Here is a 15,336-nt window from a genome sequence, read left to right on the forward strand (position 1 = left end):
TCAGAGGCTTCCGATCTCGCTGAGGATTCGGTCGAGGGCGGTCGGCATCGCCGAGACCTCGGCCCCGCCACCCTGGGCAATGTCGTCCTTGCCGCCGCCGCCACCACCGAGAGCCTGGGCCCCCACCCGGACCAGTTGGCCGGCTTTGGCCCCGCGCTCGCGGGCGGACTGGTTGGTCGCCACCACCACGAGCGGCTTTCCGGCCGCCTCGCCAATAGCCACCACAATCGTGGGCGAGTCCTCTCCCAGTTGTGTCCGAAGTTCCAGCGCGGCGGAGCGAACCGCATCGGCAGCCCCGACGTCGCCGAGGATTCCGGCCGCCACTTTGAAGTCACCCAGATACCGGGCTTCCTGCGCCAGGCTGGCGATTTGCCCACTCAGGAGCTCGGTCCGCAGCTGGGAGATTTCCTTCTCCCGGTCCTTCAGCCGATCCAGCAGCCCCGAGACTTTCTCCGGCAACTCTTCCGGCCGACCTTTCAGCAGGTTCGAGAGCTGGGAGACCAGCGCGTGCTCGACCGCCTGGAACTGGTAGGCGCCGTCCCCAACCAGGGCGTCAATCCGGCGCACCCCGGAGCCGATCGACGACTCGCCCAGGACTGCAATCCGCCCAATGTGTCCGGTGGCGGGAACGTGCGTTCCGACGCACAGTTCTTTCGACCACCCATCTCCGATGGTGACTACCCGGACTTCTTTGCCGTACTTCTCCCCGAACAGCGCCATCGCCCCGAGGGCCCGAGCATCTTCGAGCGCCATCGTACGGTCCCAAACCTCCAGGTCCCCAGCCAGCTTCTCGTTGACCAGCGACTCCAGATCAGACATTTGCGTCCCGGTCAGGGCCTTGCCGTGCCGGAAATCGAACCGCATCCGCGACGGCGAGTTCTCCGAGCCGGCCTGGGTTGCCTGCTTGGAGACCACCTCGTGCAGGGCCTGGTGGACCATGTGGGTGGCGGTGTGCGCGCGCGCAATGGCCAACCGGCGGTCGGTATCAATCCGAGCTTCCGCCTGGTCGCCAAGAGCGATGTCTCCCCCGCGCAGCTGACCGGTGTGGACAAACAGGCCTTTGATCGGGGCCTGGACGTCGGTCACCTCAATCACAGCCCCGTTCGGGAAGGCGATTTCGCCGTGATCGGCCAACTGGCCGCCCGACTCGGCGTAGAACGGGGTCCGGTCCAGGATCACCTGAACTTCCTGCTCGCCGGTCGCGGCCGGAACCGCTTCGCCCGCGACCAGGATGCCCGCAACCGTCGCCTCGTTCACGCTGTGGTCGTACCCGGTGAACTGACTGCCGCCGCCGATGGTCTGGGCAATCCGGTGGTAAACCGAGGAATCCAGGTGACCCGACTTCTTGGCCAGGTTATCTGCCCGGGCCCGCTGCTTCTGCTCGTTCATCAGCGCTCGGAAGCTGTTCTCGTCGACCTGGACGCCCTTTTCCGCGGCCATTTCCAGGGTCAGATCGATCGGGAACCCGTAGGTGTCGTGCAGGGCAAAAGCCTGCTCCCCCGACAGGGTGGCCGGCGCCTCCGCCGTCTTCTCCGCCAGGGCCTGATTCACGGCCAAATCCAAAATGGTGGTGCCAGCGTCCAGCGTCCGCCGGAAGCTCTCCTCTTCCCCGAAGGCCACCTCGGAGATGGTCTCCCAATTGGTCAGCAGATCCGGGTACGAGGGGGCCATCGCGTCGCGGGAAACCGGCAGCAGCGCCGGCAGGGTCGGCTCGTCCACGCCGAGGAGGCGCATCGAGCGGACGGCTCGGCGAATCAGCCGACGCAGCACGTAGCCGGCGCCGTCGTTGCCCGGGCGCACGCCGTCGTTGATCAGCATCATTGACGAGCGCACGTGGTCGGCCACCACCCGGAGCCGGACATCGTGATCCGGATTGGTGCCGTAGCGCTGCCCGGAAATCTCTTCGGCCTGGGTGATAACGGGGCGAACCTCGTCAATCTCGAACAGGTTCGGCTTGTCCTGCAGGACGAAGGCCAGGCGCTCCAGCCCCGCCCCGGTGTCAATCGCTTTGCGATCTAGTTCGTGCAGCAGCGGGTAGTCCTTACCGGCTCCCTCCCCGCGCATGTACTGGTCAAACACGAGGTTCCAGAGCTCAAGGTAGCGATCGCCGCCCGGATCGACGGTGCCGCCCACCGCCTCGGGACCGTACTCGGGGCCCCGGTCAATGTGCCATTCGGCGCAGGGGCCGGCCGGACCGGGCTGTCCCGTGTCCCAGAAGTTCTCTTCCCGCGGCAACCGAACGATGTGCTTGGGATCCAGGCCGATCTGCTTGGTCAAAATGCGGTAGGACTCGTCGTCCTGATCCCAGATGGTCACCCAGAGGCGGTCCGCATCGAGGCCATACTTGCCTTCATCGACCGGGCCGGAGAGCAGATCGAACGCGTAGTTAATCGCTCCCTCTTTGAAGTAGTCGCCAAAGCTGAAGTTGCCATTCATCTGGAAGAACGTGCCGTGCCGGGTCGTGTGTCCGACATTGTCGATATCGTTGGTCCGCAGGCACTTCTGCACCGACGCCACCCGCGGCCACGGAGCCTCTTCTTCCCCGATGATGTAGGGAATGAACGGCACCATTCCCGCCACGGTGAAAAGCAGCGATGGATCGGGCGAGATCAACGAGACTGAGGGACGCAGTTCGTGGTCGTTCGCGGCAAAGTAATCCAGCCAGCGCTGACGGATCTCAGCGGTGCGCATTCGTCCTCCCGGTTAGGTCTTAGTCAAGGCCATTGTAGTGGCGAACTCAAACGGCTCGGCCATTCGTTCACATTGATAGCAAGAGCGGCCCCCGAGTACCACCGTGGTGGGATCCCGGGGACCGCCAGTTGCCTAGGGCATCTGCTCGCTTTAGCGAGAGTAGTATTCAACCACCATCTGCACGTCGCAGGTGACCGGAACCTCGTCGCGTTTGGGGCGCCGCACGAGGGTGGCCTTCAGGCTTTCCAGCTCTACGTCGAGGTAGGCGGGAACTGCGGGCAGCACGTCCCGGTGTGAACCGGCGGCAGCCACCTGGAACGGCACGGTGGTCTGGGACTTCGGCTTGACCTGGATGACCTGTCCCGGCTTGACCCGGAACGAGGGCTTGTCGACGATCTTGCCGTCAACCAGAATGTGGCGGTGAACCACCGACTGGCGGGCCTGAGCGGTGGTGCGGGCGAAGCCGGCGCGGAGCACCAGGGCGTCGAGACGCATTTCGAGCAGCTCGACCAGGTTCTCACCGGTCAGACCCTTTTCGCGGCGGGCCTCTTCGAAGGTCCGAGCCATCTGAGCTTCGCGAATCCCATACTGGGCGCGCAGACGCTGCTTTTCCTTCAACCGAACGGCGTAGTCGGATTCCTGGCGACGACGCGAACGGCCGTGCTCACCGGGACCGTAGGGGCGACGCTCGAAGTAGCGAACGGCCTTCGGGGTCAGGGGCAGGCCGAGGGCACGCGACTGCCGGACCTGCTTGCGGGAACGATTTCCTGCCATAGTTTTACTTCTCCTGTTTCGTTGTCATGCGAACCATTGGCTCGCATGGGATCAACCACTCGGGCTAAGATCCCAGGCGCTGCACACGGCGTGCAGCAACTTCAATAGGTTACCGCATGTCCAGAATTTCTCTGAGCATGGCTAGCCTTTTCGTGAGGATTGCCTCATTTCCCCGCTCGGAGGGTCGATAGTAGCGGGCCGCCACCAGGTCGTCCGGCAGGTACTGCTGGGAGGCCACCGCGTGGGGGTAGTCGTGGGCGTAGCGGTACTCAACCCCGTGCCCCAGCGACTTCGCGCCCGAATAGTGGCTGTCGCGCAGATGAAGCGGAACCGGCCCGCCCTTCCCTTCGCGCACATCCTTCAGCGCCTCGCCAATTCCCACCGTCACCGAGTTGGATTTCGGGGCCAGCGCCACCGCCAGGGCCGCCTCGGCCAAAATCAGCTGGGACTCGGGCATGCCCACCTGCGCCACCGCCTGGGCGGCCGCCACGGCTGTCTGCAACACACTGGTGTCAGCCAGGCCCACCTCTTCCGCCGCTGCGATCATGATCCGACGGCAGATAAAGCGTGGGTCCTCCCCGGCTTCGATCATCCGAGCCAAATAGTGAAGCGTGGCGTCGGGATCGGAGCCGCGCATCGACTTAATGAAGGCCGAAGCCACGTCGTAGTGCTGATCCTCATCCCAGCGCACCAGCGCGGTGTTAGCCGCCTGAGAGACAAACTCCGGCGTCAGCGTCCGCTCACCCCGTTCAGCCGCCACCCCGGCGGTGGCCTCCAGCAGGGTCAACCCGCGCCGCGCATCGCCGCCCGCTAGCCGAACCAGCGCGGCCAGCGCCTCGTCTTCCAACTCAAACTTGCCCTGCAATCCACGCTCATCCCCCACGGCCCGGGTCAGGGCAATCCGAATGTCCTCCTCACTCAGCGAGCGCAGCACCAGGAGCAGCGAACGCGACAGGAGCGGCGAAATCACGGAGAAACTTGGATTCTCGGTCGTCGCCGCCACCAGGGTCACCCACCGGTTCTCGACCGCCGGCAGGAGCGAGTCCTGCTGCGCCTTCGAAAAGCGGTGCACCTCGTCCACAAACAGGACGGTGGGAACCCCGGACGAGGCGAGGCGATGCTTGGCCCCGGTAATCACCTCGCGCACGTCCTTCACCCCGGCGCTAACCGCAGACAACTCGACAAAACGGTAGCCGGACTCTCGGGCAATCAGGTAGGCCAGCGTGGTCTTCCCGGTTCCCGGCGGCCCCCACAGGACCACCGAAGAGAGCCCGGTCGACTCGTCCGAGGCGGGGCTCAGGAGCCGGCGCAAGGGTGAGCCCGGCTCCAACAGGTGGTCCTGACCCAGCACCTCACTCAGCGAGCGTGGGCGCATCCGCACGGCCAGCGGCGCGTTAGGTCCCGCGTCCGGCAAGCCGTGATTGTCAGTGCCGAGCGCGTCGAACAGGTCCACTACTCAAACAGTTCGGTTGAGCCGGCCCCAACCCGAACTACCTCGGGATAGCCGGGCGTAAAGTCCACCACCGTGGTGGCGCCCTCGTCGCCGACCGGGCCTTCCACCACGACGTCGACCTGGTTTCCAACCTCCTCAATCACCTGCTCCGAGTCGGTCAGCGGCTCATCCTGCCCGGGCAGGATCAAGGTGGAACAGAGGAGCGGCTCCCCCAGTTCGGCCACAATCGCCTGGGTAGTATTGTGATCCGGCAACCGGACCCCGACCGTATGCTTCTTCTTGTTCAGCGTCATTCGCGGAACTTCCTTAGTTCCGGTCAGAATGAAAGTGTACGGTCCGGGCGTCAGGGCCTTGATTGCCCGGAACGCCTTGTTGTCAACAATCACCAGTTCCCCAATCTGGGCAAACGAGTGACACAGCAAAGAGAAGTTGTGCTTCTCATCCAGTCGGCGGATCTCACGAATCCGATCCATTCCGGCCTTGTTGCCCATCTTGCAGGCAACGGCGTAGCCGGAGTCGGTCGGGAGGGCGATCACCCCGCCCGAGTTGAGCACATCCACCACCTGGTTGACCAGGCGGGATTGCGGATTGTCTGGGTGTAGTTCGATGGCGCGCATGGGATCAGTCTACGCGGTTCCACCGACAGCTACTGAAGAAGCGACCCCAACTGTGTTCGAGATTGTTCTATTTTGAACTAGCACACCTGTTCGATTGCGTGCTACACTAGAGCATGGCTACCAAGACAGCGCAGGCACCGGGAGGCACCGTTACTGCCGCTCAGATCCACGCCGTCTTTGAGCAGGCTTTGAGCCGGGTAGACCAGATTGCCGCCCTCGATAACCTCAGCCAACTGGGCGACGAAGAGTTTATCGAGTTCACTCGTGGCGTCGAGAGCTGGGGCAGAAAGATCGAAGCGCTCCGGATCGGCTGCGCGGCCGAAGCCAACGTTCGCACTCACCAACGCCCTGCGGACGAGAGCCTGGCCGGGAAGTTGGGCTGCGGGTCCACGATTGAGCTGCTGCAACGCTTGAGCGGGGCGTCACGGAACTCGCTGCGCCAACGCATCCGGACCGGACGACACGTTACTCCTTCACTGTCTCTTCAGGGTGAGGTGCTGGTGCCAAAATACCAGTACGTTGCCGGCGCACTTGGCGACGGTCAGCTTTCTGCCAGCGTGGCGGATCTGGTCATCCAAACCCTGCGCTACGGGGCTGGGGCGGATCCGGCGAAGCTTGACTATGCCGAACGATGCTTGGTGGAGACCGCGACCGGAGTGTCGCTTGGGACCGGGAACGAGGTAGGCCTGCCGGCGCATTACGACGACATGCGCGTGGTCTGTCGGACCTGGGCACAGTTCCTCAATCAGGACGGGTCAGCTCCCGCTGACGACGACATTATGCCCCGACGCGGGTTCAGCTTCGGTCCTGAACGACGCGGGTTGGTGCCCGTGAGAGGCAACCTGGTGCCAGAGGTGGCCGCTCTGCTCCAATCATTGTTCGATGCCATCTTGTCGCCGCGGGTAAAGGACACCGGCCTGCAGGAACTGCCGCTAGGAGACCCGGACGACTCCTCACTCCAGCACCGAGATCGGCGAACCGTAGTGCAGAAGCAACACGATGCCCTCGCCACCATCCTGGGCGCAGTCCCTCAAGACCCGGAGATCCCAATGTTGGGCGGGGCCCCGGTGACCGTCATGATTCAGACGACGGAAGAGGAAGTCCGGCATGGCCGGGGCGGCTGGCTTCACGGAGCCCAGGGGCGGTGGACTCGGATCGGCGCGAACGCGGTCAACCACTCGGCCTGCATCGGGGCGACCCAACTGTACTCTCAACGCAAAAACGGTCAGATCACGGCGCTTGGAACTTCGGCCCGGATCTTCACTGCGAACCAGCGCAAAGCGATCTTGTCCCGGGACAAGGGTTGTGTGATTCCGGGCTGCACGGTCCCGGGCAACTGGTGCGAAATCCACCACGTGATCCCCCACGTACTAGGCGGTGAAACCCACACCGACAACGGAGTGCTGCTTTGCTACTACCATCACCGGAACCTGGACCAGAACGGTTGGAGGATCCAGATGTAGGGTGGTGCGCCGCAGGTGCAGGCTCCCGGATGGCTTGATCCCAGTCGGCGTTGGCGACCAGCTCGGCCCCCAACGCTTCCGGCCCAGCGGCAGGTGCTCAGGGTATAGAACCGGCCCCGCTCCGAAGAACAGGGCCGGCCGAGAGACTACTTGTCAGATTCAGGTTCGGACTTCTTAGGTTTCGCGTCCACTCCAGCTTCTTTCCGCTGCTCCGGAGTGATCGGTGCGGGGGCGCCGGTCAGCGGATCAAAGCCGCCACCCGACTTCGGGAACGCAATCGCGTCTCGAATCGACTCGGTGTGCGCCAGCAGGGAGACAATCCGGTCCCACCCGAAGGCGATCCCGCCGTGCGGCGGAGCACCGTACTGGAACGCGCCCAAAAGGAACCCAAACTGCTCCTGAGCCCGTTCCTGATCGATGCCCATCACCTTGAAGACACGCTCCTGCATATCCCGGCGATGGATACGGATCGAACCGCCACCGATTTCGTTGCCATTGCAGACGATGTCGTAGGCAGAGGCCAAGGCGTGGCCCGGGTCCTGTTCGAAGTTATCCGCCCATTCGGGCTTGGGCGAAGTGAAGGCGTGGTGAACCGCGGTCCAGGCGCCCTCTCCAACGGCCACGTCTCCTTCGTCCACGGCTTCCGACGTGGGCTTGAACAGCGGGGCATCGACGATCCAGACAAACGCCCACGCGTCCTCATCGATCAGGTTGCAGCGGTGGGCAATCTCCAGTCGGGCGGCTCCCAGCAGGGCGCGGGAGGCTGACGGCGCCCCGGCAGCGAAGAAGACACAGTCGCCGGGGTTGGCGCCCACCTTGTCAGCCAGGCCCGCGGCCTCGGCTTCCGACAGGTTCTTGGCCACCGGTCCCGCCAGGGTACCGTCGTCCTTCACGGTGATGTACGCCAGGCCCTTGGCCCCGCGAGACTTGGCCCATTCCTGCCACTTGTCAAACGTGCGCCGCGGCTGAGACGCCCCACCCGGCATCACCACGGCTCCCACGTAGGGGGCCTGGAACACGCGGAACGAAGTGTCCTTGAAGTACTCGGTCAGGTCGGTCAGCTCGTAGCCAAAGCGCAGGTCAGGCTTGTCGGAACCGAATCGTTCCATCGCCTCCAAGTACGGCATCCGAGCGATCGGCGTTTCCAGTTCATAGCCGGCTTCTGCCCACACGGCTTTGAGGACGTCCTCGGCCACCCGCATGACGTCGTCCTGCTCGACGAAGCTCATCTCGATGTCCAGCTGGGTGAACTCAGGCTGACGGTCGGCGCGGAAGTCCTCGTCGCGGTAGCAGCGGGCAATCTGGAAGTACCGCTCCATCCCGGCCACCATCAGCAGCTGCTTGAACAGCTGGGGCGACTGCGGCAGCGCGTACCACGACCCCGGCGACAGCCGAGCTGGCACCAGGAAGTCGCGCGCCCCTTCCGGGGTGGACTGGGTCAAAGTCGGGGTTTCAATCTCCACAAAGTCGTGGCTGTACAGCACTTCCCGCGCGGCCCGGCTGATCTTTGAGCGCAGTCGGAGGGGGAACTGGGCCGCCGGGCGACGCAGATCCAAGTAGCGGTACTTGAGCCGAACTTCCTCACCGGCAGTGGGGGCATCCTCGTGCGTGGACACCTGGAAAGGCAAGGGAGCCGCCGAGTTCAACACCTCGACCCGGTCCCCCAACACCTCGATGTACCCGGTCGGCAAGTCTGGGTTCTCGTTGCCCTCGGGCCGCTTGGCCACCTCCCCGGTGACCCGCAGCACGTACTCGTTTCGCAGCTCGTGAGCGACACTTTCATCGCGAACCACCACCTGCGCCACGCCGGAGGCATCGCGCAGATCCACGAACACAACTCCACCGTGATCGCGCCGGCGATCAACCCAACCGGTCAGGGTGACGGTGTCCCCCACCCGATCCAATCCCAATTGGCCCACTGTGTCAGTCCGTAGCACCGAGATTCCTTTCGTCATACTGGCATTACCGTCGAGTTTACGCGTTTTTGCGCTAGGCGGTTCTCGCGCAGCCGTGGTCCACGGCCGATGGTGCGCGATCTCACCCAACCTGAATCGGCCAGAAATCCCGCCGGTGCCAGTAAACTAGGACAGTTGCCAACTTCGGCTTTCGCATCTTTTCCAGAAAGGCCAACGTGCCCCACGCATCACTTCCGGTGGATCCGGAACAGTCTGAAATCACCACCACTTTTTCCGATCTAGGGCTGGGCCAGCAGACGCTCTCAATCCTCGATCGACTCGGGTTTGTCACTCCGACGCCTATTCAAACCGCCGCTATTCCGGTCCTCAGCCAGGGCCGGGACGTGGTCGGCATCGCCCAGACTGGCACCGGCAAGACCGCTGCATTCGGTTTGCCGCTTCTGGAAGCTATTGACCCGCACCAGCGGGAAGTGCAGGCGCTGATTCTGGCCCCCACTCGGGAGCTGGCGCTGCAGACCTCGCAGGCGCTGGAACAGTTTGCCGCGGGTAGGAAGATCGACGTAGTCGCCGTCTACGGCGGAGCACCCTACGGGCCGCAACTACACGCTCTTCGGACCGGCGCCCAAGTAGTGGTGGGCACCCCCGGTCGGGTAATCGACCTGATCGAAAAGAAGGGCGCCCTCAACCTGGGTGCGGTTCGCTACTTCGTCCTCGACGAGGCCGATGAGATGCTCCGGATGGGTTTTGCGGAGGACGTCGAACAGATCACCGGAGCACTGCCGGATTCGCGGCTGACCGCCCTGTTCTCCGCCACCATGCCGGCCGCGATCGAACGGGTCGCCAAGCAGCACCTGCAGGATCCCGTGCGTCTGGAAGTCTCCACGGCCGCCTCCACGGTGGACACGATTCGACAGACCTACGCGGTTGTTCCGCCTCGGTTCCGCTTTGAGGCCCTCACCCGGGTCCTAGCCGTGCGCGACGGCGGCGCGACCATCGTTTTCGTCAAGACGCGACAGGACGCCGAAGAAGTCTCGTTGGACCTGGCCGCACAGGGGTTCCGCGCCGCCGGCATCTCCGGCGACGTCGCCCAGACCGATCGGGAACGCCTCGTCTCCCGGCTTCGCTCAGGGCATCTCGACGTCCTGGTCGCCACCGACGTGGCCGCCCGAGGTTTGGACGTTGAGCGGATCGGCCTCGTGGTGAACTACGACGTACCCCGCGAACGCGAGGCCTACGTGCACCGGATTGGTCGGACCGGGCGCGCCGGGCGCGACGGCGAATCCCTCACCTTCTTCGGTCCCCGCGATCGGTTCCAGCTGCGCCAAATCGAGCGTCTCACCGGCGAACGGATGGAAGAGGTTCACGTGCCTTCGCGGGCCGAGGTGACCCAGGTCCTCGCCCAGCGCAAGCTCAGTTCTTTGGCTGAGCTGCCGGCAGGCCCCACCAGCGACCTGCTGCAGCAGGCCCTCAACGACCAGTTGGCCACCGGGGTTTCCCTGCACGAGCTGGCCCTGCGGATGCTCGCGGAACTAACCGGGACCACAAGCGCCAAGGCTTCTCGCCCGACCCACATTTCCGAGGCGGTAGTGGATCAGGACGGATACTTCCTTTCCGCCGAGTTCACCGGCCAGGGTGGCAAGCGCGAGCGTCGCAGCGAGCCGGTGAGTCGCGGCAAGGGTCACCCCGGACGCCAAGACGTCGACTTCCAGCATCGCTACCGGGTCGAGGTGGGCCGAAAAGACGGCGTCACCCCGGGAGCCCTGGTGGGGGCGATTGCAGGCGAAGGCGGACTGACCGGAGCGGACGTGGGACACATCAACATCTTCCCGTCCTTCTCGCTGGTCGAGTTGGCCGAAGGCCTCTCCCCCAGTCAGGTGAAGCGGATTGGTCGCGCAACCGTCCGTGGTCGCCGCCTTCGCATTAGCGAAGACTCGGGCCCCACCCAACGGAAGACCCGGTTCGCCGACCGGTCCAAGCACAAGCGCCGTTAGGCTCCTAGTGCTTGAGGCCGGCTGCCCGGCGCACGTACGGATTTGATTCCAGCTCTTGGCCCCAGGTGGTCTTGGGTCCGTGCCCGGGCAGCAGCACCGTGTGCGGATCCAGCGCGTTCGCCAGTGTCCGCAGACTCTCGCGCATCTCGGTTTCATCTCCCCCGGGCAGGTCGGTGCGACCGACGGAACCGGCAAAAATGACATCGGCGGAGAACGCCGTCGGCGCCTGCAGTTCCTGCCCGTCGAATACCACCTGGCCCCCAATCAGGACCACGGCCGATCCGCGGGAATGTCCGGGAGCCGGCAGCAAGTTCAGGTAAATGTGCGGCAGGATTTCCCAACTGCCGGTGGGAGCATCTTCCACCCGCTCCGGCTCGACCCATTCGGTGGGGAGCTCGGTCAGTTGGTCGAATCCGAGCTGGCCGAGGGGGTCGCGCAGCCAGTCTCGATCCGGACCCGGAATATACGTGGGCGTGTTCTCGCCTCCCAGCCCCGCTACCTGCGCGGCTTCCCACACGTGATCCGGGTGACCGTGAGTCAGCAGGACTGCTCCCACCCGTTTGCCCAGCTCGGACAGTCGCTGGTTCACCTGCAGGAACGCGCCCAACCCGGGATCAACCACGACCACCTGGTCGGAGCCGTCCTCAAACAGCAGATAGCAGTTCGCGTCGAACAGATCGGTTGGCAGGGTTTCGATTTGCAGCTTCGCCATCGTTCTGCCTCAGTTCATCGACTCTTGCACCAGTTTCAGCCAGGATCGTTTTGTCTCCAGCGCTTCGGTGATGTCTCGGACCTGGTCGGCGTAGCCGTCCGCCTGCGCCGCGGCCAACTCCCGTTCCAACTCGGCAATCGAGTCCTCCAGTTGGGAGAGCATTCCTTCTGCCCGAGCCTGCGTTTCCGGGTTGGACCGACGCCACTCAGCCTCTTCCGCCTGCCGAACGGCCTCTTCCACGGCCCGAAGCCGACCTTCCACCTTGGCGCCTTCGCGGTTTGGCAGCCGTCCGCTTTCCTCCCACTGGTCCTGAATAGCCCGCAGCTTTTGCTTGGCTTCTTCCAGATCACCAATCGGGAGGAGTGCTTCCGCCTGCTCCACCAGGGCTTCTTTTACCTTCAGGTCGGCCGCGTAGCGCTGGTCATTTTCTTGGTCGTGCGCGCGGCGCCGATCGAAGAAAACCTGCTGCGCCGCCCGGAACCGAGCCCAGAGCGCGTCATCAATCTTGCGGGGAGCCCGGCCCGCCCGGCGCCACCGATCCATCAGGTCGCGGTAGGCCATCGAGGTGGGGCCCCAGTCTTCCGACAGTTGGATGGCTTCAGCCTCGGCAATCAGAGCTTCCTTCAGCTTCTTGGCTTCGTTTTGGCTGGCATCCAGCGCGGCGAAGAACTGCCGACGATTGCGGTCGAAGACGGTTCGAGCCGACGAGAACCGTTTCCACAGTCCATCCTCGGTAGTCTTGTCGAGGCGGGGACCGTGACGCTGGGCCTCTTTCCACTCATCCAGCAGTTCGCGGAGCTTCTGACCCGACTGTTTCCACTGGGTCTTGTCCACGTCCTGGCCGGCAATCCGCTCAGCCTCTTCCACGATGGCGGTGCGCTTAGCCAAAGCCTGTTCTTTTGCCTGCGCGCGTTCAACCGCGATCTCGGCCTTCCGCGCCTCGGCCACCTCGGCCAGCTTCTCAACCCGCTGACGCAGGGAATCGATGTCGCCCACTACCGCCGGCTCGACCAGTTGTTCCCGCAGGACCTGCAGCGTCGAATCGATGTCGCGCGCCGACAGTCCCGGCAACCGGGTTTCGAACAGGTTGACGGTGGCCTCCAGATCCAGGAACCGACGCACGTACAGCGCCAACGGATCTTCGGGAGCACCGTCTGGATAGCTGCCCACCTGACGTTCGTTGTTGCCGTCGCGGACCCAGACGTTGCCATCTGCATCCACTCGGCCGAAGCTGTGGGGTCCAGAGTTCGAAGTAGTAGACGACATCACGATGTTCCTTCGGAAGTGGGGCTGGAGCACCAGCCGCGTCGGTGGGCACAAATCACTTTCGGCTCTTAGCCGATGTAGAACAGTCTAACGGTATCCACGAACATTGTTGAATCAGGACCGACTATTCTTCACCGATCCCAATCGGCGGGCAGCGTCGAAGACGCCCTCTACCCGCCGCAATCCGGAAAGTACCGAGTCAAGATAGCCGACGCTGGGAAGTTCAAAAGTAAATCTGGCAGTTGCCACCTGGTCCCCGGAAGTGGACATCGTCCCGGAAAGGATGTCGATCTGGTGGTCCGAAAACACCTGCGACAAATCGTTCAGCAAACCGGCCCGATTCAGGGCTTTGATCTCTACCTCGACCAAATACTGGCTGCCCGATTGGTCCGAGGACCATTCCACCCCAACAAACCTTTCCGGATGCGTTTCCTTCAGGTGAACCGCATTTACACAGTCGGCCCGGTGAACCGACACCCCTTCGCCGCGGGTAATGAACCCGACGATATCATCTCCCGGGACCGGCATGCAGCACCGTGCCAGTTTGACCCAAACGTCGTTCGGATTCATCCCTTCGACCGTGATCGCGGCATCGGAAGAAGATCCGGCCGAGCGGGGCGGAACCGTGCGGGGAATGATGGCTTCGGCCAGCGTTTCCTCGGTCCCGGCGTCACCGCCAAGCATGTCCAGCAGTCGGCTGACCACGTTCTGAGCCGACACATGGTTCTCCCCCACCGCGGCATACAGGCCGGACACATCCTGATACCCCATCGCGGTGGCGACCGAGTTCAGCGAGTCGTGCGTCATCAGCCGCTGGAGTGGCAGGTTCTGCTTCCGAATCGACTTCGCCATGTGCGATTTGCCCAGCTCAATCGACTCTTCCCGCCGCTCGCGCGAGAACCAGTTCTTGATTTTCGAGCGGGCCCGGGGCGAGCTGACAAACTCGAGCCAGCCGCGCGAAGGACCGGCGTTGGGAGCCTGGGTGGTGATCGCCTCGACCGTGTCGCCAGATTCCAGCACCGTGTCGAGCGCGACCAGCTTGCCGTTGACGCGGGCACCAACCGTGTGGTGGCCGACCTCCGTGTGCACGGCGTAGGCAAAGTCGACCGGGGTGGCCTTCGGTGGCAGCACCACCACCTCGCCGCGGGGGGTGAAGACGTAGACTTCGTCCCCGGCAATCTCAAACCGGAGCGAGTCCAGGAACTCTTCCGGATCCCCGGTCTCGCGCTCCATCTCAACCAGCGCCTTGAGCCAGTTCATTTGCTCCTTGGCGCTCATCTTGTCGCCGTCTGAGCTGGCAGCACTCGGATCCTGCTTGTAGCGCCAGTGCGCGGCGACCCCGAACTCGGCCCGATCGTGCATCTCAAAGGTCCGAATTTGGACCTCAACCGGTCGACCCTCCGGGCCCACCACCGTCGTGTGTAGCGACTGGTAGAGGTTGAACTTCGGCATCGCAATGTAGTCTTTGAACCGCCCCGGAAGCGGGTTCCAGCGCGCGTGCACCGCACCGAGCACGGCGTAGCAGTCCTTGATCGACTCAACCAGCACCCGGACCGCCACCAGATCGTAAATTTCGTCGAAGGCTTTCCCTCGCACCACCATCTTCTGGTAGATCGAGTAGTGGTGCTTTGGTCGGCCCGAGACGGTGCCGCGGATTCGGGATCGGCGCAGATCCTCTTCGATTTCGGCGATCACCCGGCTCAGATAGCTGTCCCGCTGCGGGGCCCGCTCCGCAACCAGCCGATCGATCTGGTCGTAAACCTCCGGGTAGAGGGCTTTGAAGGACAGCTCTTCCAGCTCCCACTTGATCGTGTTCATCCCTAGGCGATGGGCCAGGGGGGCGTAGATTTCGAGGGTCTCCTGCGCCTTCTTCGCAGCCGACTCCGGCGCCACATACTTCCAGGTTCGAGCGTTGTGGAGACGATCCCCCAGTTTGATCAGCAACACCCGGATATCCCGGCTCATGGCGACCAGCATCTTCCGCAGCGTCTCTGACTGCGCAGCGGCCCCGTATCGGATCTTGTCGAGCTTGGTCACTCCGTCGACCATCTGGGCCACTTCCGGACCGAAGTCGGCGGTCAACTGTTCCACCGTGTAGTCGGTGTCCTCCACCGTGTCGTGCAGCAGCGCAGCCACCAGGGTGGGCGGCGTCATCCCGAGCTCAGCCAAAATGGTAGCCACCGCTACCGGGTGGGTGATGTAGGGTTCGCCCGACTTCCGGGTCTGACCCCGGTGCTGGCGCTCGGCCACCTCGTATGCGCGCTCAATCACCGCGGTGTCGGCCCGCGGGTGGTGTGCCTTGACCGCCCGGATCAGCGGCTCAATGGCAGGGGCAATATCGCGGCTGCGAGAACCAAACCACGCCAGACCGGAGCGGACAAAGGATCCGGAGGCCGCTGGTCGTTCGTGGTTGTTCGAGTCGCTCATTCCCTAATAATACGGCTTCCAGCAAG

General features: G+C 63.9%; 10 protein-coding genes. 2 read left to right on the top strand and 8 right to left on the bottom strand.

Features of this window, described 5'->3' with window-relative positions; all coding sequences use genetic code 11:
- From alaS to SAC06_RS05835, 4 genes are all read right to left on the bottom strand, one after another.
- The gene (gene alaS / locus SAC06_RS05820; RefSeq protein WP_350257373.1) at nt 1–2,691 is read right to left on the bottom strand and encodes an alanine--tRNA ligase; all 2,691 of its coding nucleotides are present in this window, start codon (nt 2,689–2,691) and stop codon (nt 1–3) included.
- A gap of 150 nt (nt 2,692–2,841) precedes the next feature.
- A complete protein-coding gene (gene rpsD / locus SAC06_RS05825; RefSeq protein WP_350257374.1) occupies nt 2,842–3,465 on the bottom strand; it encodes a 30S ribosomal protein S4 in 624 nt (207 codons plus the stop codon).
- 109 nt (nt 3,466–3,574) lie between these two features.
- The gene (locus tag SAC06_RS05830) at nt 3,575–4,918 is read right to left on the bottom strand and encodes a replication-associated recombination protein A (RefSeq protein WP_350257375.1); all 1,344 of its coding nucleotides are present in this window, start codon (nt 4,916–4,918) and stop codon (nt 3,575–3,577) included.
- Complete coding sequence (locus SAC06_RS05835; protein WP_350257376.1) at nt 4,918–5,535, bottom strand: L-threonylcarbamoyladenylate synthase; 618 nt, start codon at nt 5,533–5,535, stop codon at nt 4,918–4,920. The genes SAC06_RS05830 and SAC06_RS05835 overlap by 1 nt, the downstream gene beginning before the upstream one ends.
- Before the next feature lie 113 nt (nt 5,536–5,648).
- Between SAC06_RS05835 and SAC06_RS05840 the strand changes: the two genes are divergently transcribed.
- Entirely contained in the window at nt 5,649–6,998 is a 1,350-nt protein-coding gene (locus SAC06_RS05840) for an HNH endonuclease signature motif containing protein (RefSeq protein WP_350257377.1), read from the top strand.
- A 146-nt stretch (nt 6,999–7,144) separates the two neighbouring features.
- Here the strand turns inward: SAC06_RS05840 and aspS are convergent, their stop codons facing one another.
- Nucleotides 7,145–8,935: an aspartate--tRNA ligase gene (gene aspS / locus SAC06_RS05845; protein WP_350259161.1), complete on the bottom strand. Its 1,791-nt coding sequence runs from the start codon at nt 8,933–8,935 to the stop codon at nt 7,145–7,147.
- 194 nt (nt 8,936–9,129) lie between these two features.
- Between aspS and SAC06_RS05850 the strand changes: the two genes are divergently transcribed.
- Nucleotides 9,130–10,905, top strand: coding sequence for a DEAD/DEAH box helicase (locus tag SAC06_RS05850; protein WP_350257378.1), 1,776 nt, complete (start codon nt 9,130–9,132; stop codon nt 10,903–10,905).
- A gap of 4 nt (nt 10,906–10,909) precedes the next feature.
- On the opposite strand, the gene SAC06_RS05855 is transcribed toward SAC06_RS05850, so the two are convergent.
- The 3 genes from SAC06_RS05855 to SAC06_RS05865 form a co-directional block, all read right to left on the bottom strand.
- Nucleotides 10,910–11,617 carry an MBL fold metallo-hydrolase gene (locus SAC06_RS05855; protein ID WP_350257379.1) on the bottom strand — a complete coding sequence of 236 codons (708 nt, stop codon included), beginning with the start codon at nt 11,615–11,617 and terminating at the stop codon, nt 10,910–10,912.
- A gap of 9 nt (nt 11,618–11,626) precedes the next feature.
- The gene (locus tag SAC06_RS05860) at nt 11,627–12,883 is read right to left on the bottom strand and encodes a DUF349 domain-containing protein (RefSeq protein WP_350257380.1); all 1,257 of its coding nucleotides are present in this window, start codon (nt 12,881–12,883) and stop codon (nt 11,627–11,629) included.
- A gap of 114 nt (nt 12,884–12,997) precedes the next feature.
- Complete coding sequence (locus tag SAC06_RS05865; RefSeq protein WP_350257381.1) at nt 12,998–15,310, bottom strand: bifunctional (p)ppGpp synthetase/guanosine-3',5'-bis(diphosphate) 3'-pyrophosphohydrolase; 2,313 nt, start codon at nt 15,308–15,310, stop codon at nt 12,998–13,000.
- Nucleotides 15,311–15,336 lie beyond the last annotated feature (26 nt).

The organism is Scrofimicrobium sp. R131, from assembly GCF_040256745.1.
Taxonomy (GTDB): domain Bacteria; phylum Actinomycetota; class Actinomycetes; order Actinomycetales; family Actinomycetaceae; genus Scrofimicrobium; species Scrofimicrobium appendicitidis.

Excerpts from the sequence above, each read along its gene's own strand:
- alaS (WP_350257373.1), bottom strand. The coding sequence starts at position 2,691 with ATGCGCACCGCTGAGATCCGTCAGCGCTGGCTGGATTACTTTGCCGCG.
- rpsD (WP_350257374.1), bottom strand. The coding sequence starts at position 3,465 with ATGGCAGGAAATCGTTCCCGCAAGCAGGTCCGGCAGTCGCGTGCCCTC.
- SAC06_RS05835 (WP_350257376.1), bottom strand. The coding sequence starts at position 5,535 with ATGCGCGCCATCGAACTACACCCAGACAATCCGCAATCCCGCCTGGTC.
- SAC06_RS05840 (WP_350257377.1), top strand. The coding sequence starts at position 5,649 with ATGGCTACCAAGACAGCGCAGGCACCGGGAGGCACCGTTACTGCCGCT.
- SAC06_RS05855 (WP_350257379.1), bottom strand. The coding sequence starts at position 11,617 with ATGGCGAAGCTGCAAATCGAAACCCTGCCAACCGATCTGTTCGACGCG.
- SAC06_RS05860 (WP_350257380.1), bottom strand. The coding sequence starts at position 12,883 with ATGTCGTCTACTACTTCGAACTCTGGACCCCACAGCTTCGGCCGAGTG.
- SAC06_RS05865 (WP_350257381.1), bottom strand. The coding sequence starts at position 15,310 with ATGAGCGACTCGAACAACCACGAACGACCAGCGGCCTCCGGATCCTTT.